This window comes from Tsuneonella amylolytica (assembly GCF_003626915.1).
Lineage (GTDB): Bacteria > Pseudomonadota > Alphaproteobacteria > Sphingomonadales > Sphingomonadaceae > Tsuneonella > Tsuneonella amylolytica.
Genome location: NZ_CP032570.1, coordinates 1,202,360 through 1,224,107 on the forward strand (window position 1 = coordinate 1,202,360; position 21,748 = coordinate 1,224,107).

Sequence of the window (21,748 nt, forward strand, 5' to 3'; positions counted from 1 at the left end):
GGGTCGGCGCAGCCGAACCCGTTCGACGACTCGGGCTTCGCCTGGGTCGGCTCACCGAAAGCAGAAAAGGCCGGCGGAGCGATCCGCCGGCCTTTTCCTATTGCGCCAGACCCTCGCCGAGCGCACTCGCCAGCACCGCCGCCATCCTCTCCACCCCAGCAGCATCCGCCAGCAGGTCCTGCCGCACCTCGATCTCGACGTAGCGCAGGCCCCGGCCGTAGGCGTGACGCGGCACCGTGTAGTCGGTCGCGTCCATCCGATAGGGTTCGTTGTCGCCCACCACGAGGTCGCCCCGCGTCCGCAGCGCGGCCAGCACCGCCAGCGCGAAGCCTTCGCGGTGCCCGTCGTGCAGCACGCCGATCTCCCACGGTCGCCGCGCTTCGCTCATGACGGGTGTGAAGCTGTGGACCGAGACAAGGACGGGATCGTCCATCCCCTCCAGCGCCGCGCCGATGGCCGCATGGTAGGGCGCGAAGACCGCCCCCTCGCGCGCCGCGCGGTCCCCCGCTGTCAGACCCCGATTGCCCGGGATGGCCGTCCCGTCGCTCGCCCGCACGATCCATTCGGGATGATCGGGCGCGCGGTTGCAGTCCACCACCAGCCGCGAATAGGCCTGCGCCACGAACGGCGCCGCCAGCCGGGCGGACAGCGCTTCGCCCAGCGCCTGCGTACCGAGGTCGACGGCGATGTGGCGCGCCCGGTCCGCCGCCGACACACCGAGGTCGCCGAGCGCGGCCGGAATCGCCGCCCCGGCATGGTCGCCCACCAGCACGAAGGGGCCATCCGCCCGCACCGGCAGGGTTTTTCGGACCGGATCGGGGTCTGAGGGGTTGAGGAGGGACAGCGGCATCGCGGGAACACCCCTCGCACAGGCCGCGCCGCCGGACCAGCCATGCCCATCACCGTCTCGATCAATCACGTCACCCGCTATCGCTACCGCCGCGATGTGGCGTTCGGCGAGCATCGCATCCTCGTGCGCCCGCGCGAGAGCTTCGACCAGCGAGTGCTGTCGGCCAACCTCGAGATCGATCCCGAACCGCAGTCGCTCCGCTGGCTGCAGGACGTGTTCGGCAACGCGGTCGCCATCGCCACGTTCGACCGGCGCGCCGATACGCTGGAGGTGCGCGGTAGCGCCGAGGTCGAGCACCTGCCGACCTGCGAGGAAGACATCGAGATCGAGCGGTACGCCGAAAGCTACCCGTTCACGTATTCCTCCGAAGACATGCCCGACCTCCTGCGCTCGATCGAGCGCGACTATCCCGACCGCAACCGCCAGGTCGACGACTGGGCGATGGACTTCGTCGATACCGCGCATCCCAATGGCACGCTCGATCTGTTGAAGCGGATGACCGAGACCATCCGGCGCGACTTCGCCTATCAGCCGCGCGAGACGAAGGGCATCCAGTCGCCGCTGGAAACGCTCGATCTCGGCAGCGGGACGTGCCGCGATTACGCGGTGCTGATGATGGACGCGGTCCGCGCGCTGGGCTTCGCGGCGCGGTTCGTGTCGGGCTACCTCTACCAGCCCGACAACGAGAACGCGCGCGTCGGCGGCCATTCGACCCATGCCTGGGTGCGCGTGTTCCTGCCGGGTTCGGGCTGGGTGGAGTTCGACCCCACCAACGGCATCGTCGGCAACCGCGGCCTCATCCGCGTGGCCGTCGCCCGCGATCCCGCGCAGGCGACCCCGCTGTCGGGCACCTGGCGCGGGGTGAAGGGCAGCCAGATCGACATGGGGGTGGACGTGCGCATCAAGCAGCACACGGTCGAAACCGACCACCCGCCGATGATTCAGAAGGAGACCGAGCAATGCTGATCCGCACCGGCTTCGATATCGCGTTCGAAACCGACACCGACGTGCCCATGCTCGCCCTCCTCAACGTTCGCCCCGAACGGCAGGCGGACCTGCGCACGCCCGAGGTGCTGCGGGCCGAGCCGGCCGTCCCCTATCGCCAGTATATCGATCCTTTCGGCAACGTATGCACCCGGCTGGTCGTGCCGGCGGGCGGCATCTCGCTGCGCGCCGATTTCGTCATCGAGGATCCGGGTACGCCCGATCCGGTCGCGCTCGATGCCGTCCAGCACCCGGTGGACGAGCTGCCGGACGAGGTCCTGACCTACCTCATGAGTTCGCGTTACTGCGAGGTCAGCCGATTGTCTCAAGAGGCATGGGACATCGCCCGGGACCATCCGCCCGGGTGGGCACGCGTGCAGGCCATGGTGACCGCGGCGCACGAGCGGATCGAGTTCGATTACATGAAGGCCAGTACCGAAAGCACCGCGCGGTCGGTTTTCGACACGCGCTGCGGGGTGTGCCGCGACTTCGCCCATCTCGCGATCACGTTGTGCCGCGCGATCAACGTGCCGGCCCGATATTGCACCGGCTATCTCGGCGATATCGGGATCGACCCGATCGACGCGCCGATGGACTTTTCCGCCTGGTTCGAGGCGTATCTGGGCGGCCGGTGGTACACGTTCGATGCGCGCCACAACACGCCGCGGATCGCGCGGATCGTGATGGCCCGCGGGCGCGACGCGACGGACACGGCGATCACCACCAGCTTCGGCAACGCGCGCCTGACCCGGTTCGACGTCCACACCGACGAAGTCGCCGATACCGACCTGTCGCGTCCTCCAGCCGAGACCGCCCTTCCCCAACGCGCCGTCGCCTGATCCGCAGGAAAATCGCGCCGGAATGCGGACCCCTCCCCCGCCCGGATCGTTGGTTCGGGAGAGGAGACAACACACATGAAACTGAGCCACAACGCCCACGTCGCCATCGTCGACGGCACCCGCTTCGTCGTGATGCGCAACAAAGGGCAGGCCTTCGAACCCAAGCTCGAGGCGGTCGGCGAACCCGAGCTCGATCCCACGAACTTCAGCGCCGGCGTGCGCCACCAGGATCCCGGCAGCCAGCAGACCGGCGCGACCGATCTCAACGAACTGGCCCACGGCGCGGCGGCCAGCGAATGGCTCAACGCCAGGGCCAAGGCCGGCGAGATCGAGGAACTTCTCGTGATCGCCGATCCCAAGACGCTCGGCGAAATGCGCCGCCACTATCACGGCGAACTCGAAAAGCGCCTCGTCGGCGAAATCGCCAAGACGATGACGGGCGAGCCGACCGACCGCATCGAAGCGGCCATCGCGGCCGCCTGACGACGCCTCGCCAACGCCGGACCCGGTTCAGTCCAGCCGGGTCCGGACGCGCCGTTCCTTCTCCGATATCGCGGCTGCGACACTTTTCGTCGCGCGGCTGTTGCGCAAGAAAACCTTGTCCCGTTAAGTCTGTGCAAAGGATGATGGGGCCAGGGTAGGGACATGGGACTGGGACGGATCGCGCGGCTCGCCGCCGCACTCACGCTCGGAATTTCGAGCATTTCCACCGCGCATGCGGCGGAAAACGAATTCAACCAGCTGTTCGACGCGATGCTCGGCACCGAGGTGCGCGCGCCGCAAAGCTACCAGACGCAAGGCGACTGGGCGCTCGAACGCACGGTGGCGCAGATCGCGAACGGATCGGGCGGGCGGATCGGCGTCTATGCGGTCGATCTTGCCAGCGGGCGAGAAGTCTCGGTGCTGGGCGACCAGCGATTCCCGATGGCGTCGACCAGCAAGATCGCCATCGCCGCGACCTTCATGGAAGGGGTCGAGAAGGGCCGCTGGACCCTGTCGAGCGAATTTCCGCTGATGGTGCCGGTCGCCTCGGCGCGGTTCTCGTCGACCAAGGCGCCGGTCGTGCCGGGCAAGTACTACAGCGCGGTCGATCTCATCGAGATGATGATCACCCGTTCCAGCAATCCTGCCACCGACGCGCTGCTCAAGGTCGTCGGCGGGCCGGCCGCGGTCAACGCCTGGGCGGCGCGCAACGGGATGCCGGATTTCAACATCACCCGCGACATCGCCACGCTGGTGCGCGACGACGGCGAGATCGACCCCGCCCAGCGCATCGACGTCCGCGACAGCGCCACGCCTCAAACGATGGGACGGCTGCTGGCCGGGCTCTACCAGGGAAAGTTCCTGCGCGAATCGAGCCGCCGGGTCATTCTCGGCGCGATGGAGCGCTGTCGCACCGGCGCGCGCCGGATCAAGGGCATGCTCCCCAGCGGCGTGCAGGTCGCGCACAAGACCGGTACGCTCAACAACACCGCCAGCGACATCGGCATCATGCACACGCCCGACGGACGCGCGATCGCGGTGGCGATCTACGTGACGGGACAGGGATCGAAGCCCGCCCGCGATGCGAAGATCGCGAGCATCGCCCGCGCACTCTACGACGGATATCAGGCCCCCGCGCTCGCCGCGGGCCGCGCCTACGCCAACGCGACCTACTGATCGATCGGCCAGGTCGGGGGCACGTTTTCCGGCCAGGTTCGAGACACAAGAAAAAGGGCGGCGCCTCGCGGCACCGCCCTCTTCTTTTTCGCTCGATGGAGGCGAAGGCTCAGTCGGCCTGCGCTTCAGTCGTCGTTTCGCCCTGCACGTTGGCTTCGGCAGCGGCAGCAGCGTCGGTCGCGGCAGCGGCCGTGGTGTCGGCGGCATCGGCAGCGACAGCGGCGGTGTTGTCCGCGGCGTTGTCGACGGCTTCGCCCATCGCGTCGGCGTTGGCGGCGGTGTCGGCAGCAGCCGACTCAGCGGTGGTGGCGGCGGCGTCTTCGGTCTTTTCCGAGCAGGCCGACAGGGTCAGGGCGGCGGCGCCAGCGGCGGCGGCGAGAATGATCTTACGCATAGTCGTTGTTCCTCTGAACAGCGTTGGTTGGGTGCACCGTGTGGTCACCGTGCCGATCCCAAATAGTGGCAGGAATGTGGCGGCGCAAGGGCAAACGCACATTTCCGCCCAAATTCTGCCGCAGTTCGCCACAATCTGCTGAACGTCGCCGAATTCGGCACGTGTTACGGCGCCGAAATTCGGCTGACCCGATGCGCCGGCGCTGCTAGCAGGACCGCGATGGCAGACAAGCAGCATCTCTACCTGGTCGACGGATCGGCCTATATCTTCCGCGCCTATCACCGGCTCCCGCCGCTGACGAACCCCGCCGGAACCCCGGTCGGCGCGGTCTATGGCTACACGACGATGCTGTGGAAGCTGGCCGACGATCTCGACAAGGCCGACGGTCCGACCCACCTCGCGGTCATCCTCGACAAGGGCGCGACCAGCTTCCGCAACGAGATTTACGACCAGTACAAGGCGCACCGTCCCGACCCGCCGGAGGACCTGGTACCCCAGTTCCCGCTGATCCGCGACGCCACCCGCGCCTTCAGCCTGCCCTGCATCGAGGAGGACAACCTCGAGGCCGACGACATCATCGCCACTTACGCCAGGGCGGCCACCCGCCGCGGATGGGACGTGACGATCGTGTCGAGCGACAAGGACCTGATGCAGCTCATCGGCCAGTGCGCCGACGAGCACCTCGACCCCGGCGTGACCGAAGGCGGGTGCATCGACATGCTCGACACCATGAAGAACGCTCGTATCGGGCGCGACGAGGTGATCGAGAAGTTCGGCGTGCCGCCCGAACTCGTCGGCGACGTCCTCGCGCTGATGGGAGACAGCGTGGACAACGTGCCCGGCATCTACGGCATCGGGCCCAAAACCGCTGCGAAGCTGATCCAGGATCACGGGACCCTTACCGCCGCGCTCGATGCCGCGCCGGAGATGAAGGCCTCCAAGCTCAAGGAACGGCTGATCGAAGGCCGCGAAATGGCCGAACTGAGCCGGGTGCTGGTCGAACTGAAGTGCGACTGCCCGATGCCCGTCGACCTCGACGACATGAAATTGGACGGCGTGCCGCCCGAACCGCTCGCCGCGTTCCTGACCGAACACGGCTTCACCAGCCTCCTCAAGCGGCTGGACGATGGCAAGGGCAGCCCCGACCGCCCCACCCAGCTCAATCCCGCCAAGCCGCAGACCGCCGGTGCCCCCGCCTCGCCGCAGGGCAACCGCCAGCCCCTGCCCGAGATGCCCCCGGTCGACCGCACCGCCTACGAATGCGTCACCACGCCCGAACGGCTGCAGCACTGGGTCAAGCGCGCCTTCGCCGCCCGCGTCGTCGCCATCGATACCGAGACCAGCAGCCTCGACGCCATGCGCGCCGAACTCGCCGGGATCAGCATCGCCCTCGAACCCAACGACGCATGCTACATCCCGCTGGCCCACGGCGGGTCCGACATGTTCGCCGAGAAGCCGCAGCAGGTGGACCGTTCCGCTGCATACGCGATGCTGAAGCCCCTGCTGGAAAGCGACGCGGTCCTGAAGGTCGGCCAGAACATCAAGTACGATCTCAACATCCTGTCGCGCTGCGCCGGGATCCACGTGGCCCCGATCGACGACACGATGATCGTCAGCTTCGCGCTCGACGCGGGGCGGAGCATCGACGGCATCGGCGCGGGCGGCATCGGCGGCGGACACGGGATGGACGAGCTCGCCCAGCGCCACCTCGGACACAAGACGCTGACGTTCAAGGATATCTGCGGCACGGGCAAGAAGGCGATCCCCTTCGGCGAGGTCCCGCTCGACAAGGCGACCGAATACGCGGCCGAGGACGCCGACGTGACCTGGCGTCTGTGGAAGACGCTCAAGCCGCGCCTCGCGCAGGAAGCCGGCACGCAGGTTTACGAGCGGGTGGACCGGCCGCTGATCCCGGTCGTCGCCGCGATGGAGCGAAACGGCATCAAGGTCGATCGCGCCGGCCTCGCCCGGCTGAGCGAGGAGTTCGCCACCGAGATGGCGCGGATCGAGCAGGAGGTGTATGCCGAGGCGGGGACCGAGTTCACCATCGGCAGCCCCAAGCAGCTTGGCGACATCCTGTTTGACAAGATGGGCTACAAGGGCGGGCGCAAGGGGAAGAGCGGGCAATATTCGACCGACCAGGCGATCCTCGAAGGACTGGCGAACCAGGGCGCGACGGTCGCCACCAAGGTTCTCGAATGGCGGCAGCTGTCGAAGCTCAAGTCCACCTATACCGATGCACTGCAGGCGGCGATCAACCCCGATACGGGCCGGGTGCACACGAGCTACAGTCTCGTGGGGGCGCAGACCGGCCGCCTGTCGTCGACCGACCCCAACCTCCAGAACATTCCCATCCGCACCGAGATCGGCCGCCAGATCCGCGACGCGTTCGTGGCGGAGGACGGCAACGTCCTCCTCGCCGCCGACTACAGCCAGATCGAACTGCGCCTGGCCGCGCACATGGCCGACGTGCCGCAACTGAAAGACGCTTTCGCCAGCGGCGAGGATATCCATTCGCGCACCGCCGAGGAGATGTTCGGCACCGTCGACCGCGACACCCGCGCGCGGGCCAAGACGGTCAACTTCGCGATCCTGTACGGCATCAGCCGCTGGGGCCTCGGCGGACGACTGGGGATCGAGGCGGACGAGGCGCAGGCGATCATCGACACCTACTTCCAGCGCTTTCCCGGCATCCAGCACTATATCCACGCCACGCTCGAAAGCGTGCGGGCCAAGGGATACTCGGAAACGCTGTTCGGGCGGAAGACGTGGTTCCCGCGGATCAACTCGAAGAATCCCAACGAACGGGCCGGCAGCGAACGCGCCGCGATCAACGCGCCGATCCAAGGGACCAGCGCCGACATCATCAAGCGTGCGATGGCTCGCATGATGCCCGCACTCGAAGCTGCAGGGCTGGGCCACATCCGGATGCTGCTGCAGGTGCACGACGAACTGGTCTTCGAACTGCCTGAAGGCGACGTGGCGGCCGCGACCCCGGTCATCGGGCGGGTCATGGCCGAGGCGGCCGAACCCGCGGTGCGGCTCGACGTGCCGCTGGGGATCGAGATCGGCACCGGACGCAGCTGGGGCACGGCGCACTGACGCTGAGGCGCCCGGGCGTCCGGTCCCGCCAGCTTGCGCCGACCGCGCACGGCCACTAATCCGACTGGCATGGACGCGAAGGACGACACGGCCGCCGCACCGACGGCGCGCTTTGCGTTCGGCCCTACCCGAATGCGCTGGACGACGCCCATCGCCTTCGCCGTCGTCGCCGCCGCGCTTCTGGGCGCCATCTTCCTGATTTTCGAGACCGTCGAGGCCGAGCGGCGGGAACGCGAACAGGTCTTCCGGACCAACGAGATCCTCGTCCAGCTGCGAAACGTCAGCCGATCGGCCCTGAATGCCGAGACTGGCCAGCGCGGGTACCTCATCACCCTCGACCGGCGCTACCTGCAGCCATACTTCCTCGGCCGCGAACAGTACCGCCCAGCGATGAACAAGCTGCGCGAGCTTGTCGGCGACACGCCCACCGGGCGGCAGGAGGAACTGCTCGACGAAATGGAGAACCTCGGCGATGCAAAGTTCGCCGAAATCGAACAGTCCATCGGCCTCATCGAACGGGGCGACCGCATCGGAGCGCAGCGGCTCGTCCTGACCGACGAGGGGCAGGAGGCGATGGAACGCCTGCGGCTGGCGGTTCGCGAGCTGGAAACGATCGAGCGCGATGTCCTGCTAGGCGCGTCACGCGAAGCCGCCCGGGCGGAAGGGCGGGTCTTGCCCCTGTTGGCCGGCCTTCTGGCGCTCGTGCTGGTGGCGCTGTGGCTGGGCCTGCGTCTCTCGGTCCGCGCCGCGCGTGCGGAGGCCGAGGCGGCCCAGGCGGTCGTCGTGGCCGAAGCGCGCGACCGTGCCGACCTCCTCGCGCGCGAGCTCAATCACCGGGTCAAGAATCTGTTCGCGGTGATCCTGGCTATCGTGCGCATGACCGGCAAGGACGTGCCCGAAGCGAAGCCCGTAGTGGAAAAGATCGCCGAGCGCATTCACGCCCTGCTGACCGCCCACGAGGTCACGCAAGGGACGCTGGACAAGCCCGTCGCGTCGCTGAAGGCGCTGCTGGAGACCACGGTGCGCCCCTACCTGACCGCCGATCGCACTGCGGAGTTCGAAGGGCCGCCGGTGGAACTGTCGGCCAAGCAGGTCACGCCGCTCGGTCTCGTCCTCCACGAACTCACGACCAACGCCGTCAAGTACGGCTGCTGGAAACAGGGCGGCGTTCTCCGCGTCGGCTGGAGCGACGACGGCAACGACATCGAACTGACCTGGCGCGAGGAGTGCAAGGGTGACGGCGCGGAACCGACCCGACAGGGGTTCGGCAGCCTGTTGATGACGGGCGCCGCCAAGCAGCTTCGCGGCAGTATCGACCGCCAGTTCTCGGCCGACGGGGTCGTGGTCACCATCCGCTTCCCCAACTCCTGAAGGGGCCACACGGGTTGAAACGGTGCCGTGCGGCCCATAGGGCGCGGGCATCATGTTTCGTGAACTGAACCCCGCCCGCTATTCGATCGACTGGACGGAGGCTGCGCACGCCGCGATCTACGGCGCGGTCGCGATCGCGATCGCGCTGATCGTCCACCGAATCGCCTTCGCCATCGCCGATCGCCTGTCCGCTCGGACCGCGACCCCGGTCGACGGCATGGTGATCGACCGGATCCGCACGCCCGTCCGCTGGGCGCTGGTGGCGGTCGGCATCGCCCTTGCCGCCAAGGCGGACCCGTGGATCGGCCACGTCTGGTACGCGCTCGACAACTTCCTCCTCCCCGCGCTGCTCGGCTGGATCGCCTACGCGGTGATCAAGGCGTTCGCGCTGGCCCTCGACCACCGCGCCGAAGCGTCGGTCGATCTCGCCGCCGCGCGCAGCCACCGCACGCGCATTTCCATCCTGTCGCGCACCGCAACGTTCGTGGTGCTGTTCGTCACCGTCGGGTTGATGCTGTTCCAGCTTCCCGGCGTCAGCCAGGTGGGCGCGACGATCCTCGCCTCCGCCGGTCTCGCCGCGCTGGCGGTGGGTGCCGCCGCGCAGCCGGCGTTGAAGTCTCTCATTGCGGGATTGCAAATGGCAATTACCGAACCCATCCGCCTCGGCGACATGGTGGTGATCGACGGCCACACTGGCCGGGTCGAGGAAATCCGCATGAGCTTCGTCGTGGTGCGGATGTGGGACGAGCGCACCGCCATCGTGCCGACGAGCCGGTTCCTCGATAACAGCTTTGAGAACTGGACCCGCGCCAGCGAAGTGCTGACTGGCCCGGTATTCCTCCACCTCGACCCCTCGGCCGAAATCGCGCCGATCCGCGCCGAATTCGAGCGCTTCGTCGCCGAACACCCACGGTGGGATCAACGCACCGCGCAGGCGTTGCTAACGGAAGCGCGCGCCGGTTCGGTCGAACTGCGTCTCGCGGTTAGCGCGGCGACCATCGGCGACCTGTTCGAGCTTCGCGCCGCCATTCGCGAGCACATGCTCGACTGGCTGCGGAAGGAACAGCCGAAGGCACTGCTCCATGCGACGGTGGCGGCCGGCGCGAGCTGATCGCGCCGGCCACCGACGGGGTCAGTCGTCCTTGCGTTCGCCCTTTGCAGGGGCGGGGGCGGGTGCGTGCTTGTACTCGCGCGTGGGCTCCAGCATGCCTTCGGTGATGAAGCCGATAGAGGTGGCCGCCTCCGCCGCGCGCTTCTTCAGCTCGCCGCGCATCTTCTTGTATTCCTCTTCCATCGCGGGCGTCACCGTGGCGCGCGAGTCGCCGAGTGCCTGGGCGAAGTCGGCCGCGGTCACTTGCGTCACCTCGCGCCCCGCGCGCCGCAGCGCGACGAGACCGGCCCGGCGGACCACGTCTTCCAGGTCGGCGCCGGTGAAGCGCTCGGTATCGGCGGCAATGCGGCCGAGATCGACGTCGGACGCCAGCGGCATGTTCCGGGTATGGATACCCAGGATCATCGCGCGGCCCGCCTTGTCCGGCGTGCCCACGTAAACGAGCTCGTCGAACCGGCCCGGCCGCAGCAGCGCCGGATCGACCAGCGTCGGGCGGTTGGTAGCGCCGATGACGACAACCGACTGCAGCTCTTCCAAGCCGTCCATTTCCGCCAGAATCGTGTTGACCACGCGGCCCGTCACCTGCGGTTCGCCCGCCGACGACCCGCGCGCGGGCACCAGGCTGTCGATCTCGTCGATGAAGATGACGCACGGCGCCACCGAGCGCGCGCGCTGGAACATCCGGGCGATCTGCTGCTCGCTTTCGCCGTACCATTTGGACAGGAGATCGGACGACTTCATCGAGATGAAGTTCGCCTCCGCTTCCTTGGCGACGGCCTTGGCAAGCAGGGTCTTGCCGGTGCCCGGGGGCCCATAGAGCAGAAAGCCCTTGGCGGGACGGATGCCCAGCCGGCGGAACGCGTCGGGGTTCTTGAGCGGCAGCTCGATCCCCTCTTTCAACGCGTCGATCGCCTCGGCCATGCCGCCGATGTCGTCCCAGGCAACGTTGGGCACCTGCACCATGACCTCGCGCATCGCGCTCGGCTGGACGCGCTTCAGCGCCTCGAGGAAATCCTCGCGGGTGACCATGAGGTCTTCCAGCACCTCGGGCGGAATGGTCCGTTCGTCGAGATTGAGGCGCGGCATGATCCGGCGCACCGCCTCGATCGCCGCCTCCCGCGCGAGCGCGGCGATGTCGGCGCCGACGAACCCGTGCGTCGTGCGCGCCAGCTCGTCGAGGTTCACCTTGTCGCCCAGCGGCATGCCGCGGGTGTGAATGCTGAGGATTTCGCGCCGGCCCTTCTCGTCGGGTACGCCGATCACGATTTCGCGGTCGAACCGGCCCGGACGCCGCAGCGCCTCGTCGATGGCGTCGGGGCGATTGGTCGCCGCGATCACGACGACGTTGGAACGCGCCTCCAGCCCGTCCATCAGCGTGAGCAGCTGCGCCACGAGCCGTTTCTCCGCCTCGCCGGCGACCTGGCTCCGCTTGGGTGCGATCGAATCGATCTCGTCGATGAAGACGATCGCGGGAGAATTCTTGGCCGCTTCCTCGAACACCTCGCGCAGGCGCTTCTCGCTCTCGCCGTAGCCCGAACCCATGATCTCGGGCCCGTTGATGATGAAGAACGTCGCGTCGCTTTCGTTGGCGACCGCCTGTGCGAGCCGGGTCTTGCCGGTCCCCGGCGGGCCGTGAAGCAACACGCCCTTCGGCGGGTCGACACCGAGGCGGGTGAACAGCTCAGGATAGCGCAGCGGCAGCTCGACCATTTCCCGAAGCTGCTGGATCGTGTCGCCGAACCGCCGACGTCGTCGTAGTTCACCACCGCGCGGCCGTCGCGTGGCTCCTCGAACTCGGCTCGCAGCTCGACTTCGGTGTTCTCGTCGATGTGGACGATGCCCTTGGGGCTGGTCGACACGACGCTGAGACGGATCTGGGTGAGCGCGTAGGCCGGCTGGTTGAACATCCGGCTGACCTGCGGCGGCATGTTCTGCACCGGCTGCTGACCGGTCGTCGCGACGATGTCGCCCGCGACCAGCGGCTTGCGGAAAAAGTTGCGCTGTAGCGCCTGCGTGGGACCTTGAAGACGCATCTCGCGCTGGGCGGGGGCGAAGACCACCCGGGTAGCGGGGCGCGATTCGGCGACGCGAATCTGCACGTGCTCGCCGCTGCCGACTTCGGCGTTGCCGCGCTGCAGCCCGTCGAGGCGGACGACCTCGAGCGCCTGATCCTCGTCGTAGGCCGGTACCGCAATCGCCGCGGTGGTCCGCTTTCCGACGATCTCGACCACGTCGCCTTCGGTTATGCCGAGCGCCTGGAATGCGCTGCGCGGCATGCGCGCGATGCCCTGCCCGCTTTCCTCCTGCCGCGCTGCCGCGACCTGGAGCCTGATGGTGGTGTCGCCTGTCGTCTCGCCGTCCGTATCGGCCATCGATCCCGGCCCTTTCTTCTCGTGTCTTTTGTCCCCTTCCAGCTAGGAAGCGGAATGCCGTTTTCCAATGAACGGGGGGACAGAAGGTGCCGAGGACCCTGTATAGGCGGCACGAAAAAAAGGCCCGGCGAATAACCACCGGGCCTTGAAAGTCTTGGGAGAGGATGCCTGAAAGGCAGGGAGACATATGCTGCACTGCACACTTTTGTGCAAGTGCGAAAAGGACATGTACCGTTCGATTTTCTGCAACCGAGCGTCCGATGGAAACCCGGGTGGATGACAGGCGCGTGCGGCCTCGCTAGGACCGCCGCGATGAAAAAGCTCCACGCCGATGCCGCCGCCGCCCTCGATGGGCTGCTGAAGGACGACATGCTGATCGCCGCGGGAGGCTTCGGCCTGTGCGGCGTGCCCGAACGCCTGCTCGATGCGATCCGCGACAGCGGGGTCAAGGGGCTGACCTTCGCCAGCAACAACGCCGGGATCGACAACGAAGGGATCGGCAAGCTGCTCCGCACGAAGCAGGTCGCCAAGATGATCTCGAGCTATGTCGGCGAGAACAAGGAGTTCGAGCGTCAGTACCTGTCGGGCGAACTCGAGGTCGAGTTCTGCCCGCAGGGCACGCTTGCCGAACGGATGCGCGCGGGCGGTGCGGGCATCCCCGGGTTCTACACGAAAACCGGGGTCGGCACCAAAGTGGCCGAAGGCAAGGAGACCAAAGTCTTCGACGGGCAGGAGTACGTGCTCGAACGCGGCATCTTCGCCGACCTTGCGGTGGTAAAGGCGTGGAAGGCGGACGAGACCGGCAACCTCGTGTTCCGCAAGACCGCGCGCAACTTCAACCTGCCCGCCGCCACCTGCGGCAAGGTCTGCGTGGTCGAGGTGGAGGAGATCGTCCCCACCGGCAGCCTCGACCCCGACTGCATCCACCTGCCCGGCGTCTACGTCCAGCGGATGATCGTGGGATCGCCCTACGACAAGAAGATCGAGTTCCGCACCACCCGCGAGCGGGCCGCGTGACGCCCGCGCGCGTGCGTTTGCCGCTGGCGATCGCCGCGCTGGCGGCGTTGCCTGCGCTGTCGGGCTGCGTCGCGGCAGTCCTGCCAGTCATGGCGGCCGGAACCGTGGTGGGCGTCGACAAGAGCAAAGACAAGCGCCGTGCCGATGCGGCCGAACGGCAGGGCCGCGTCGCCATTCCCGCCGGCCCCGAGCCCGTCGCGGTGGCCGCATCCGGCCCCGCCGCGGCGACGCCTTCGGCGATCGTCCGCTCGCAGGATTTCTCCGACGGCAGCCGGGTGGAAGTGACGATGCCCACGCAGTCTGCGCGCTCGACTCCCGTGCCCGAGTTGCCCAGCGCACCCGCGCCCGAGATCGCCCCCGGCGATGCCGTGACGCTGGCGGACGGAACCCGGGTCGCCGCGGTCCCCGGCGGTCTGCCGCCGCCGGGCGGCGCCGTGCCGGACGCGCTGCGTCGGGCATCGTTGCCCGCCCCGGCCGCCTCGCTGCCCGCGAGCGGCGACTACGGCGCCTTCACGCGTTTCGCGGCGGACATGGGCACCCTTCCGATCGCCGGGGCCGAGCGGCGATCGGCCATGCTCTCCGATCCCGAAGCTCTCAGCCCGGTACGGCGCGAATGCTCGATCCATCCGGCGGCAGTCATGATCGACCTCGACCCGGCCGGCGCCACTCTCGACCCGCAGCGCGCGACCCGCGGCGATCCGGCGTTGGCCGACGCGCTGGCACGGTTGCGGGCGGACGACATCGCGATCGCGTGGGTATCGTCGAACACGGCCGACCGTGCGGGGGCCGTGCGCCGCGCCCTCGTCTCCTCAGGGCTCGACCCGGCGGGGCGCGACGAACTGGTGCTCCTGCGCTTCCCGGAAGAGCGCAAGCAGACCCGCCGGCAGGATGTCGCCAAGGAACTGTGCATCGTCGCCATCGCGGGCGACGAGCGCGCCGATTTCGACGAACTCTTCCAGTATCTCAAATCCCCGGCGGCAGGCGCCGCGCTGGAGCCCATCGTCGGCAACGGCTGGTTCCTCATCCCCACACCGCTCAGCTAAGGAATTTCCATGCCCTGGACCCGCGACCAGATGGCCGCCCGCGCCGCACAGGAGCTCGAGGACGGCTACTACGTCAACCTCGGCATCGGCATCCCGACCCTCGTCGCCAACCACATTCCCGACGGGATGGAAGTGACCCTGCAGAGCGAGAACGGCATGCTCGGCATCGGTCCGTTCCCCTACGACGACGAGGTCGACCCCGACCTCATCAACGCCGGCAAGCAGACGATCAGCGAGCTACCGCAAAGCGCCTACTTCGACAGCGCGGCGAGCTTCGCGATGATCCGCGGCGGGCACATCGACCTCACCGTGCTGGGCGCGATGGAAGTGTCGGAAACCGGCGACATCGCGAACTGGATGATCCCGGGCAAAATGATCAAGGGCATGGGCGGCGCGATGGATCTCGTCGCCGGGGTCAAGAAGATCATCGTCGTCATGGAACATACCGCAAAGGACGGCAGCCCCAAGCTCATCCCGGCGTGCAGCCTGCCGCTGACCGGACGCGACGTGATCGACATGATCGTCACCGATCTGGCCGTGTTCCGCCGCAAGGATCACGACAGCCCCTTCGAACTGATCGAGCTCGCCCCCGATGTGACCGCCGAGGAAGTGGCCGAAAAGACGAGCGCGAAGTACGAGGTGGCGCTGGGGTGAGCTACACGCTCGTCACTGCGAACCGGAACTACTCGAGTTGGCTTGGGTCGGTCGGGTGATCGCCCATCCGGCGATGCGGGAATGGGAAGCGGCCGCGCTCGCAGAAAGCTGGCGCAAGGGGCGCCACAAGGAAGAGCTTGCCGCGGCAGGACAATTCGTCGCAGACTACCGGGCAGGAGCCTGATCGCTCCGGACGGGAGAGCGAGCCGATGGCGATGAACCGCGTATGCGAGATGACGGGCGCGGAATTTCCGCTGTTCGCGTTCAGCCATTGCCGCGACGTCGTGGCCGCGGTGAGCAAGGCAGGCGGCTTCGGCGTGCTCGGCGCGACCCGCTTTAGCCCAGAACAGCTCGAGGAGGAACTCGCCTGGATCGACGCGCATGTCGATGGCGCGCCCTACGGCGTCGACGTCATCGTGCCCGAGATCGTCGATGCGCGGGTCGCGGGCATGGCCGACAACGCGGCACGCGCGGCGGCCATCGAGCCGCGCTATGCCGAATTCGCCGCCGACATCCTCCAGCAGTACGGAATCGAGGCGAACCGCTCGGTCGCTCCGTTGCGCGAGAGGATGGGCATTACCCCGGAGAACGGCATGGCGCTGATGGAGGTCGCGTTCCGGCACCCCATCCGGCTCATCGCCAACGCGCTCGGCATCGCGCCGGCGGCAATGATCGCCGAGGGCAAGAAGCGCGGCGTGCCCGTCGCCGCGCTGGTGGGCGCGAAGGAACACGCCATCCGGCAGGCGGACGCTGGCGTCGATATCATCGTGGCGCAGGGGGGCGAGGCGGGCGGCCATTGCGGCGAGGTATCGACACTGGTGCTGATTCCGGAGGTCGTCCGCACCCTGGACCGCGCCGGCCATGCCGTGCCGGTATTGGCGGCCGGCGGCATCATGACCGGCGGTCAGATGGCGGGCATGATGGCCGCCGGCGCGCAAGGGGCGTGGACCGGCAGCGTCTGGCTCGCGACGCCCGAGAGCGAGACGAGCGCGACCTTCCGCGACAAGATGGTTCATGCGCGCAGCCGCGACACCGTGCGCTCGCGCAGCCGCACGGGCAAGCCGGCCCGCCAGCTCAGGACCGCCTGGCACGAGGCGTGGGATTCCGCCGGCGGCCCCGGGACGCTGCCCATGCCGCTGATGGGCATGGTGTCCGAGCCCGCCTTCGCTCGCATCGAGCGCGCGGCGGAGGCAGGCAATCTGCAGGCGAAGGAACTCGTCAGCTATTTCGTGGGACAGGGTGTCGGGCTGGTCGGGGACGTCCGGCCGGCCCGCGCGGTCGTCCAGTCGTTTCGCGAGGAATTCGTCGAGGCAGTGGAAAGCCTGGCCGCCGCCTTGCGATGAAGCGCCTCCGCCGTCATTCGCCTTCGCTGGCCCTTGCCATCATCACCCTCATCGGTCTGATCGGGTTCGTAGACCGGATCGTCGTCAATGCGCTGGTCGAACCGCTGAAGGCCGAATTCGGCCTCAGCGACGCGCAGATCGGCACACTCGGGTTCGCCTATTCGACGCTCAACATCGTGCTTGGCGTGGTCGTCGCGCGGATGGCCGAAAGCCGGCGGCGGCTGACCTTTACCGCGGTCGGCACGCTGCTGTGGTCGATCGCCGCAACGGCCTGCGGCTTCGTCAACGGCTGGTACCAGCTTCTCGCGGCACGCATCGCGGTCGGCGTGGGCGAAGCGGTCGGCCTGCCGGCCAACCAGTCGCTCATCGCGGACTACTATCCGCCGGGCCGCAGGGCCACCGCGATGTCGGTCCTGCTTCTGGCCGCCCCGCTCGGCGCCTTCGTCGGTCTCGCCGGGGGCGGCTACATCGCGCAGATCTGGGGCTGGCGCTGGGCCTTCATCATCACGGGCCTGCCGGGAATCCTCCTCGCCGCGATCGTCTGGCTGTTCCTGCAGGAACCCGAACGCGGCGCGCACGACGCGCTCAAGGACGAGCAGGTCCCCCCGATCGGAACGGTGATCAGGCGGTTCGTGATCCTGCCCAGCGCCCGGCACCTCCTTATCGGATCGTCGCTCGGTTCGATGGTTGGGTTCGGGATGATCGCGTTTCTCTCGGCGCTCATCAGTCGCAGGTTCGGGCTTCCGGTCGGGGAAGCCGGGCTGACTACGGCGCTGATCTCAAGCTTTCCGGCAGCGCTGGCGACGATCGGCGGCGGGGTCCTCGCCGACCGGCTCGCGCCCCGCCTGCGCGCCTCCTACGCGCTGGTCCCGGCGATCGGACTGCTGCTGGCCGCGCCGCTCTACTTCCTCGCCTTCACGCGCAGCGATTTCGTGCCCTTCGTCGTCTTCACCAGCCTCGCCGCGCTCGTCCAGTTCGCCTACCTCGGGGTGACGGCAGGAACGCTCCAGAACATGATGGGATCGCGGATGCGGGCGACCGCCAACGCGCTCACGAACATCCTCGGCGGCCTCATCGGCGGGCTGGGCCCGGTACTCATCGGGCTTCTGAGCGACCGGCTGGCGGCGACCGGGCTGCCGTCCGACGTCGCGTTGGGTTACGCGATGTGCGGTGGCGGACTGCTGTCGCTATGGGCGGCCGGACATTATTTCCTGGCCGCGCGAACGGTGGCGAACGATCTCAACGCGGTGCGCGAGGGGACGCACGCCTAGGTCAGGCGACCGCCGCTTTCAGCGCGTCGACGAGGTCGGTCTTTTCCCACGGAAATTCATCGCCCGACGCGGTGCGGCCGAAGTGGCCGTAGGCCGCGGTCTTGCGATAGATCGGCTTGTTGAGGCCCAGTCCTTCGCGAATGCCGCGGGGGGTGAGGCCGCCCAACCTGTCGGCGGCGACCGCTTCGATGGCGGCCTCCAGCTTCTCGTCGGGGACGGTGCCGGTGCCGTGGGTGTCGACGTAGATCGACAGCGGCTGCGATACGCCAATGGCATAGGCCACCTGGATCGTGCAGCGTTTGGCCAGCCCGGCCGCGACCACGTTCTTGGCGAGATAGCGCGTCACGTACGCCGCCGAGCGGTCGACCTTCGTCGGGTCCTTGCCGCTGAACGCACCGCCGCCGTGCGGGGCCGCGCCGCCGTAGGTATCGACGATGATCTTGCGGCCCGTCAGACCGGCGTCGCCATCCGGCCCGCCGATCTCGAAGCTGCCGGTCGGATTGATGTGGTAGACCGTCTCGTTCGTCAGCAGGTTGGCGGGCAGCACGTCGGCCACCACGCCCCGCACGTAGTTGTGCAGTTCGGTCTCGTTCGCGCCCTCGTCGTAACCCTTGGCGTGCTGGGTCGAGACGACGATCGCCGTCGCCGCGACCGGCTTGCCGTCGGCGAAGCGCAGGGTGACCTGGCTCTTGGCGTCGGGTTCGAGGAACGGGGCGGCGCCGCTCTTGCGGTCCTTCGCCATGCGGTGGAGAATCTTGTGACTGTAGTCGAGCGTCGCCGGCATCAAGTCGGGCGTCTCGTCGCAGGCGAAGCCGAACATGATGCCCTGGTCGCCCGCGCCTTCGTCCTTGTTCTCGCCGGCGTCGACGCCCTGCGCGATGTGGACGGACTGGCCGTGCAGGTTGTTCTGGAATTCGAGCGTTTCCCAGTGGAAGCCGTCCTGCTCGTAGCCGATGTCCTTCACGACGTTGCGGACGGTGCGCTCGATCTCGTCGAGCGCGCCTTCGGCCCACTTGCCGTTTTCGTACACGCCCTTGCAGCGGATCTCACCGGCCAGGACGACCTTCTGCGTGGTGGTCAGGGTCTCGCAGGCGACGCGCGCCTCGGGGTCCTTCGACAGGAAGAGGTCGACGATCGCATCGGAGATCTGGTCAGAGACCTTGTCGGGATGGCCTTCGGAAACCGATTCGGACGTGAACAGGAAGTCGGACCGCATGGCTCGGGAATCTCCGGATATAACGAAAGCTTTATATGTGATGCGCGGCCTAGCGGCCAAGCCTTCGCCTGACAAGCAGCGATAGGAGGAGCGCGAGCGCCGCCCAGCCGAGCGAGAGCGGATTGCCGAACAGGGCGAAGGGAGTGGGCGGCAGAGCGCGCGGAATGCGCGTGTCGATGCGGCCCGGGGTGAAGCTGGTCGGCAGGTGTTCGCGCACCGTGCCGCGCGCGTCGATCACCGCGCTGATGCCGCTCACCGTCGCGCGGATGACGGGCAAGCCCTCCTCGATCGCCCGCATGCGCGACTGGCCGACGAACTGCGGCGAGCCGAAGCTGCCGAACCAGCCATCGTTGGAGGGATTGAAGATCCATTCCGGCCGGTTCGCCCGGTCGACCACTTCTCCCGGAAAGATGATCTCGTAGCAGATCTGCATTCCGACGGTGCCGAAACGGCCGAGATCGACCGTCTGGGGCCCGGGGCCAGGGATGAAATCAATCGAACCGGCGACGAGCCGAGTCGCGCCGAGCGGTTCCAGCAGCCACCGCAGGGCCAGATACTCGCCATAAGGCACGAGATGCGCCTTGTAATAGCTGCCGACGATCTCGCCCGCAGGGTCGATGGCGCTGACCGCATTGTAGGCGCCGACCGCCTTGCCGTTTTCGATTTCGAGATCGACCGCACCGGTCAGAAGCATGCTGCCCGGCCCGATGACCTTTCCGATGCGCCCCCTGGCAAAATCGGGATCGGCGCCGGCGGTGGTCGCGAGGTAATAGCGCCGCGGATAGCCCGGGCGCAGGTAGTCGGGCAGGCCGGATTCGGGCCAGAGCACGAGCCGCTGCCCGTCATCCCTGCGTGGCTGCGTCATGGCGGCAAGCGTGCGGAACTGGTTCTCGAACTCGCTCGGGTCGTCGATCTGGTGTTGCCTGAAACCGGGCTGGACGAGCGCGATCTGGCGCGTGCCCGGCATCGGCGCGGGGCCCGGCAGGTACATGCCCACGGCGACCAGCATGAAGACGGTGGCCACGCGCCACCATGCCCGCGCGGCCGCCAGCGCAGCGATCCCGCCGCCGATGATCGCGGTGAGTCCCGAGAGGGCATAGGTGCCCAGCCACGGCAGCAGCGCGGCCAGCCCGGGCCGGTCGTAAGGCCCTAGCAGCGTCAGGCCCAGCGGGTCCCACGCATAGCCGGTAAAGACCCAGCCGCGCAGCCATTCCCCCACAGCCCACGCGCCTCCGAAAGCGAAGGCGAGCGCGATCGACAGTGTTCCGCCGACTGCTCTCGCCAGTCCGGCGGCGATGGCGGGATAGACCGCGAGATAGACGGCGAGCAACGGTACTGCGAGCCAGCCGAGAAAGGCGGGCATCTCGGACTGGAAGCCGAACGCCGCGGCGATCCAGTTGTTGGCAAAGGTGAAGTGCGCCAGACCGAACAGCCAGCCGAGCCGTGCCGCGTGCTTCCAGTCGCGGGCCGCGGCCAGGATCGCCGCGAACAGCGCCAGGCCGACCAGCGCCACCGGCCACAGGTTCAGCGGCGGAAAACCGGTTGCGGCAAGGAATCCGGCGGCAAGCGATGCGAGGCGCGGACGGGCGGCAAGGGCCACCCACCAGCGTGCGAGCCGTTCGGTCACCCCGCGCCGCCCGGCTGGCTCAGCCGGCAGCCTTCAGCGGCTCGCCTTCGTCGTCGGCCTTGCGGCGACGGCGCGGCGGCAGCTTGCGCTTGGGCGCGGCACCCTCGTCGCCGATCTCTCCTTCGGTGACTCTTTCGCCTTCGTCGCCCGTGGCGGAGAACGACGGCGGCAAGACCGCGATGTCGATCTCCCCGCCTTCGACGGCCGATACCGTATCGTCCGCGGCGCTGCGACGAGCGCGCGGCTTGCGCTTGGGCGCGTCGCCGGTCCCGGCGTCTGCATCGCGCTTGCGGCTGCCGCGGGTAAAAGGATTGTCGGCGGGCTCGTAGTCGGACGAGCCGGCATCGTCCGCGCCGATCTCGTCGTCCTGACCGCGCACATCCCGGCCATCCGGGCTGCCGCCGCGGTTGCCGCGCTGACGGCGCCCGTCGTTATCGCGGTCGCCGCGGGCCGGCCGATCGCCACCACGGTCGTTCGAACGGTCGTTGCCGCGGTCTCCGCTCCGGTCGTTCTGGCGGCCCTGGCGCTGACGGCCGCCGTCGAATTCGTCTTCGACCTCGTCGCCGTCGTCGTCGTCGCGCTCGTTGCGATTGCCGCCGCGCGCTTCGTCCTGGCGAGCCTTGTTGTCGGCAAGGACGCGGAAATAGTGATCGGCGAACTGCAGGTAGTACTCGGCCTGCACACGGTCGCCATGATGGGCCGCATCCTGCGCAAGCTTCTTGTACTTGTCGAGCATCTGCGGCGCATTGCCACGCGCCCGGCTGTCGATGCGGTTCTGGTTGCCCCCGCCCTGGTTGCGATTTCCGCGACCGCGACGGCGGTTGTTGTTGTTGTTACGATTGTTGTTCAAGGAAAAACGTTCCTTCGTGGTGACCGCCCGGAACATCCCTCCCGA

Annotated in this window: 17 protein-coding genes and 2 pseudogenes; 13 read left to right on the top strand and 6 right to left on the bottom strand. The window is 68.0% G+C overall.

From position 1 onward, the window contains the following. Positions 1-97: 97 nt before the first annotated feature. Entirely contained in the window at positions 98-850 is a 753-nt protein-coding gene (locus D4766_RS05900) for an N-formylglutamate amidohydrolase (RefSeq protein ID WP_120716614.1), read from the bottom strand. Between the two features lie 42 nt (positions 851-892). Between D4766_RS05900 and D4766_RS05905 the strand changes: the two genes are divergently transcribed. From D4766_RS05905 to D4766_RS05920, 4 genes are all read left to right on the top strand, one after another. Further along, positions 893-1,816: a transglutaminase family protein gene (locus D4766_RS05905; protein ID WP_120716615.1), complete on the top strand. Its 924-nt coding sequence runs from the start codon at positions 893-895 to the stop codon at positions 1,814-1,816. Continuing rightward, entirely contained in the window at positions 1,810-2,673 is an 864-nt protein-coding gene (locus D4766_RS05910; RefSeq protein WP_120716616.1) for a transglutaminase-like domain-containing protein, read from the top strand. The genes D4766_RS05905 and D4766_RS05910 overlap by 7 nt, the downstream gene beginning before the upstream one ends. 75 nt (positions 2,674-2,748) lie before the next feature. Beyond that, positions 2,749-3,156, top strand: a complete 408-nt coding sequence (locus D4766_RS05915) for a baeRF12 domain-containing protein (RefSeq protein ID WP_120716617.1) — start codon at positions 2,749-2,751, stop codon at positions 3,154-3,156. Between the two features lie 162 nt (positions 3,157-3,318). Beyond that, positions 3,319-4,332: a serine hydrolase gene (locus D4766_RS05920; RefSeq protein ID WP_120716618.1), complete on the top strand. Its 1,014-nt coding sequence runs from the start codon at positions 3,319-3,321 to the stop codon at positions 4,330-4,332. Between the two features lie 109 nt (positions 4,333-4,441). Here D4766_RS05920 and D4766_RS05925 read toward each other — a convergent pair whose 3' ends face one another. Next, on the bottom strand, positions 4,442-4,726 hold the full coding sequence (locus D4766_RS05925) for a hypothetical protein (protein WP_120716619.1): 285 nt from the start codon (positions 4,724-4,726) through the stop codon (positions 4,442-4,444). Positions 4,727-4,945: 219 nt separating this feature from the next. On the opposite strand from D4766_RS05925, the gene polA reads away from it, so the two are divergent. The 3 genes from polA to D4766_RS05940 all read left to right on the top strand — a co-directional run bounded on the left by polA (position 4,946) and on the right by D4766_RS05940 (position 10,310). Continuing rightward, the gene (polA, locus tag D4766_RS05930) at positions 4,946-7,828 is read left to right on the top strand and encodes a DNA polymerase I (protein ID WP_120716620.1); all 2,883 of its coding nucleotides are present in this window, start codon (positions 4,946-4,948) and stop codon (positions 7,826-7,828) included. 69 nt (positions 7,829-7,897) lie between these two features. Beyond that, complete coding sequence (locus D4766_RS05935) at positions 7,898-9,199, top strand: sensor histidine kinase (RefSeq protein ID WP_120716621.1); 1,302 nt, start codon at positions 7,898-7,900, stop codon at positions 9,197-9,199. Positions 9,200-9,251: 52 nt separating this feature from the next. Next, positions 9,252-10,310 carry a mechanosensitive ion channel family protein gene (locus tag D4766_RS05940; RefSeq protein ID WP_120716622.1) on the top strand — a complete coding sequence of 353 codons (1,059 nt, stop codon included), beginning with the start codon at positions 9,252-9,254 and terminating at the stop codon, positions 10,308-10,310. A 21-nt stretch (positions 10,311-10,331) separates the two neighbouring features. On the opposite strand, the pseudogene D4766_RS05945 reads toward D4766_RS05940, so the two are convergent. Beyond that, positions 10,332-12,682: pseudogene (locus D4766_RS05945) on the bottom strand (CDC48 family AAA ATPase). Positions 12,683-12,994: 312 nt separating this feature from the next. Between D4766_RS05945 and D4766_RS05950 the strand changes: the two are divergent. The 6 genes and pseudogenes from D4766_RS05950 (at position 12,995) to D4766_RS05975 (ending at position 18,010) form a co-directional block, all read left to right on the top strand. Next, positions 12,995-13,699, top strand: a complete 705-nt coding sequence (locus tag D4766_RS05950; protein ID WP_120716623.1) for a CoA transferase subunit A — start codon at positions 12,995-12,997, stop codon at positions 13,697-13,699. Beyond that, on the top strand, positions 13,696-14,742 hold the full coding sequence (locus tag D4766_RS05955; RefSeq protein WP_120716624.1) for an HAD family hydrolase: 1,047 nt from the start codon (positions 13,696-13,698) through the stop codon (positions 14,740-14,742). The genes D4766_RS05950 and D4766_RS05955 overlap by 4 nt, the downstream gene beginning before the upstream one ends. Before the next feature lie 9 nt (positions 14,743-14,751). Next, positions 14,752-15,396, top strand: coding sequence for a CoA transferase subunit B (locus tag D4766_RS05960; protein ID WP_120716625.1), 645 nt, complete (start codon positions 14,752-14,754; stop codon positions 15,394-15,396). Between the two features lie 43 nt (positions 15,397-15,439). Then, a pseudogene (locus D4766_RS14010) lies at positions 15,440-15,580 on the top strand (glutathione S-transferase); the annotation flags it as partial. A gap of 25 nt (positions 15,581-15,605) precedes the next feature. Then, positions 15,606-16,739 carry an NAD(P)H-dependent flavin oxidoreductase gene (locus D4766_RS05970; protein ID WP_234024909.1) on the top strand — a complete coding sequence of 378 codons (1,134 nt, stop codon included), beginning with the start codon at positions 15,606-15,608 and terminating at the stop codon, positions 16,737-16,739. Continuing rightward, a complete protein-coding gene (locus D4766_RS05975; protein WP_120716626.1) occupies positions 16,736-18,010 on the top strand; it encodes a spinster family MFS transporter in 1,275 nt (424 codons plus the stop codon). The genes D4766_RS05970 and D4766_RS05975 overlap by 4 nt, the downstream gene beginning before the upstream one ends. A gap of 1 nt (position 18,011) precedes the next feature. Here D4766_RS05975 and metK read toward each other — a convergent pair whose 3' ends face one another. Genes metK through D4766_RS05990 form a run of 3 tightly spaced genes read right to left on the bottom strand, consistent with a single transcriptional unit; the run spans position 18,012 to position 21,703 of the window. Further along, entirely contained in the window at positions 18,012-19,226 is a 1,215-nt protein-coding gene (gene metK / locus D4766_RS05980; protein ID WP_120716627.1) for a methionine adenosyltransferase, read from the bottom strand. Positions 19,227-19,275: 49 nt separating this feature from the next. Then, positions 19,276-20,853 (bottom strand): apolipoprotein N-acyltransferase, encoded by a 1,578-nt coding sequence (gene lnt, locus D4766_RS05985; protein ID WP_234024910.1) that lies wholly within the window; start codon positions 20,851-20,853, stop codon positions 19,276-19,278. A gap of 19 nt (positions 20,854-20,872) precedes the next feature. After that, positions 20,873-21,703, bottom strand: coding sequence for a DUF4167 domain-containing protein (locus tag D4766_RS05990; protein WP_120718086.1), 831 nt, complete (start codon positions 21,701-21,703; stop codon positions 20,873-20,875). Positions 21,704-21,748: the final 45 nt, after the last annotated feature.

Excerpts from the sequence above, each read along its gene's own strand:
- D4766_RS05905 (WP_120716615.1), top strand. The coding sequence starts at position 893 with ATGCCCATCACCGTCTCGATCAATCACGTCACCCGCTATCGCTACCGC.
- D4766_RS05935 (WP_120716621.1), top strand. The coding sequence starts at position 7,898 with ATGGACGCGAAGGACGACACGGCCGCCGCACCGACGGCGCGCTTTGCG.
- D4766_RS05975 (WP_120716626.1), top strand. The coding sequence starts at position 16,736 with ATGAAGCGCCTCCGCCGTCATTCGCCTTCGCTGGCCCTTGCCATCATC.
- D4766_RS05925 (WP_120716619.1), bottom strand. The coding sequence starts at position 4,726 with ATGCGTAAGATCATTCTCGCCGCCGCCGCTGGCGCCGCCGCCCTGACC.
- D4766_RS05920 (WP_120716618.1), top strand. The coding sequence starts at position 3,319 with ATGGGACTGGGACGGATCGCGCGGCTCGCCGCCGCACTCACGCTCGGA.
- D4766_RS05915 (WP_120716617.1), top strand. The coding sequence starts at position 2,749 with ATGAAACTGAGCCACAACGCCCACGTCGCCATCGTCGACGGCACCCGC.
- D4766_RS05960 (WP_120716625.1), top strand. The coding sequence starts at position 14,752 with ATGCCCTGGACCCGCGACCAGATGGCCGCCCGCGCCGCACAGGAGCTC.
- D4766_RS05900 (WP_120716614.1), bottom strand. The coding sequence starts at position 850 with ATGCCGCTGTCCCTCCTCAACCCCTCAGACCCCGATCCGGTCCGAAAA.
- polA (WP_120716620.1), top strand. The coding sequence starts at position 4,946 with ATGGCAGACAAGCAGCATCTCTACCTGGTCGACGGATCGGCCTATATC.
- D4766_RS05950 (WP_120716623.1), top strand. The coding sequence starts at position 12,995 with ATGAAAAAGCTCCACGCCGATGCCGCCGCCGCCCTCGATGGGCTGCTG.
- D4766_RS05910 (WP_120716616.1), top strand. The coding sequence starts at position 1,810 with ATGCTGATCCGCACCGGCTTCGATATCGCGTTCGAAACCGACACCGAC.
- metK (WP_120716627.1), bottom strand. The coding sequence starts at position 19,226 with ATGCGGTCCGACTTCCTGTTCACGTCCGAATCGGTTTCCGAAGGCCAT.
- D4766_RS05970 (WP_234024909.1), top strand. The coding sequence starts at position 15,606 with ATGGCGATGAACCGCGTATGCGAGATGACGGGCGCGGAATTTCCGCTG.
- D4766_RS05940 (WP_120716622.1), top strand. The coding sequence starts at position 9,252 with ATGTTTCGTGAACTGAACCCCGCCCGCTATTCGATCGACTGGACGGAG.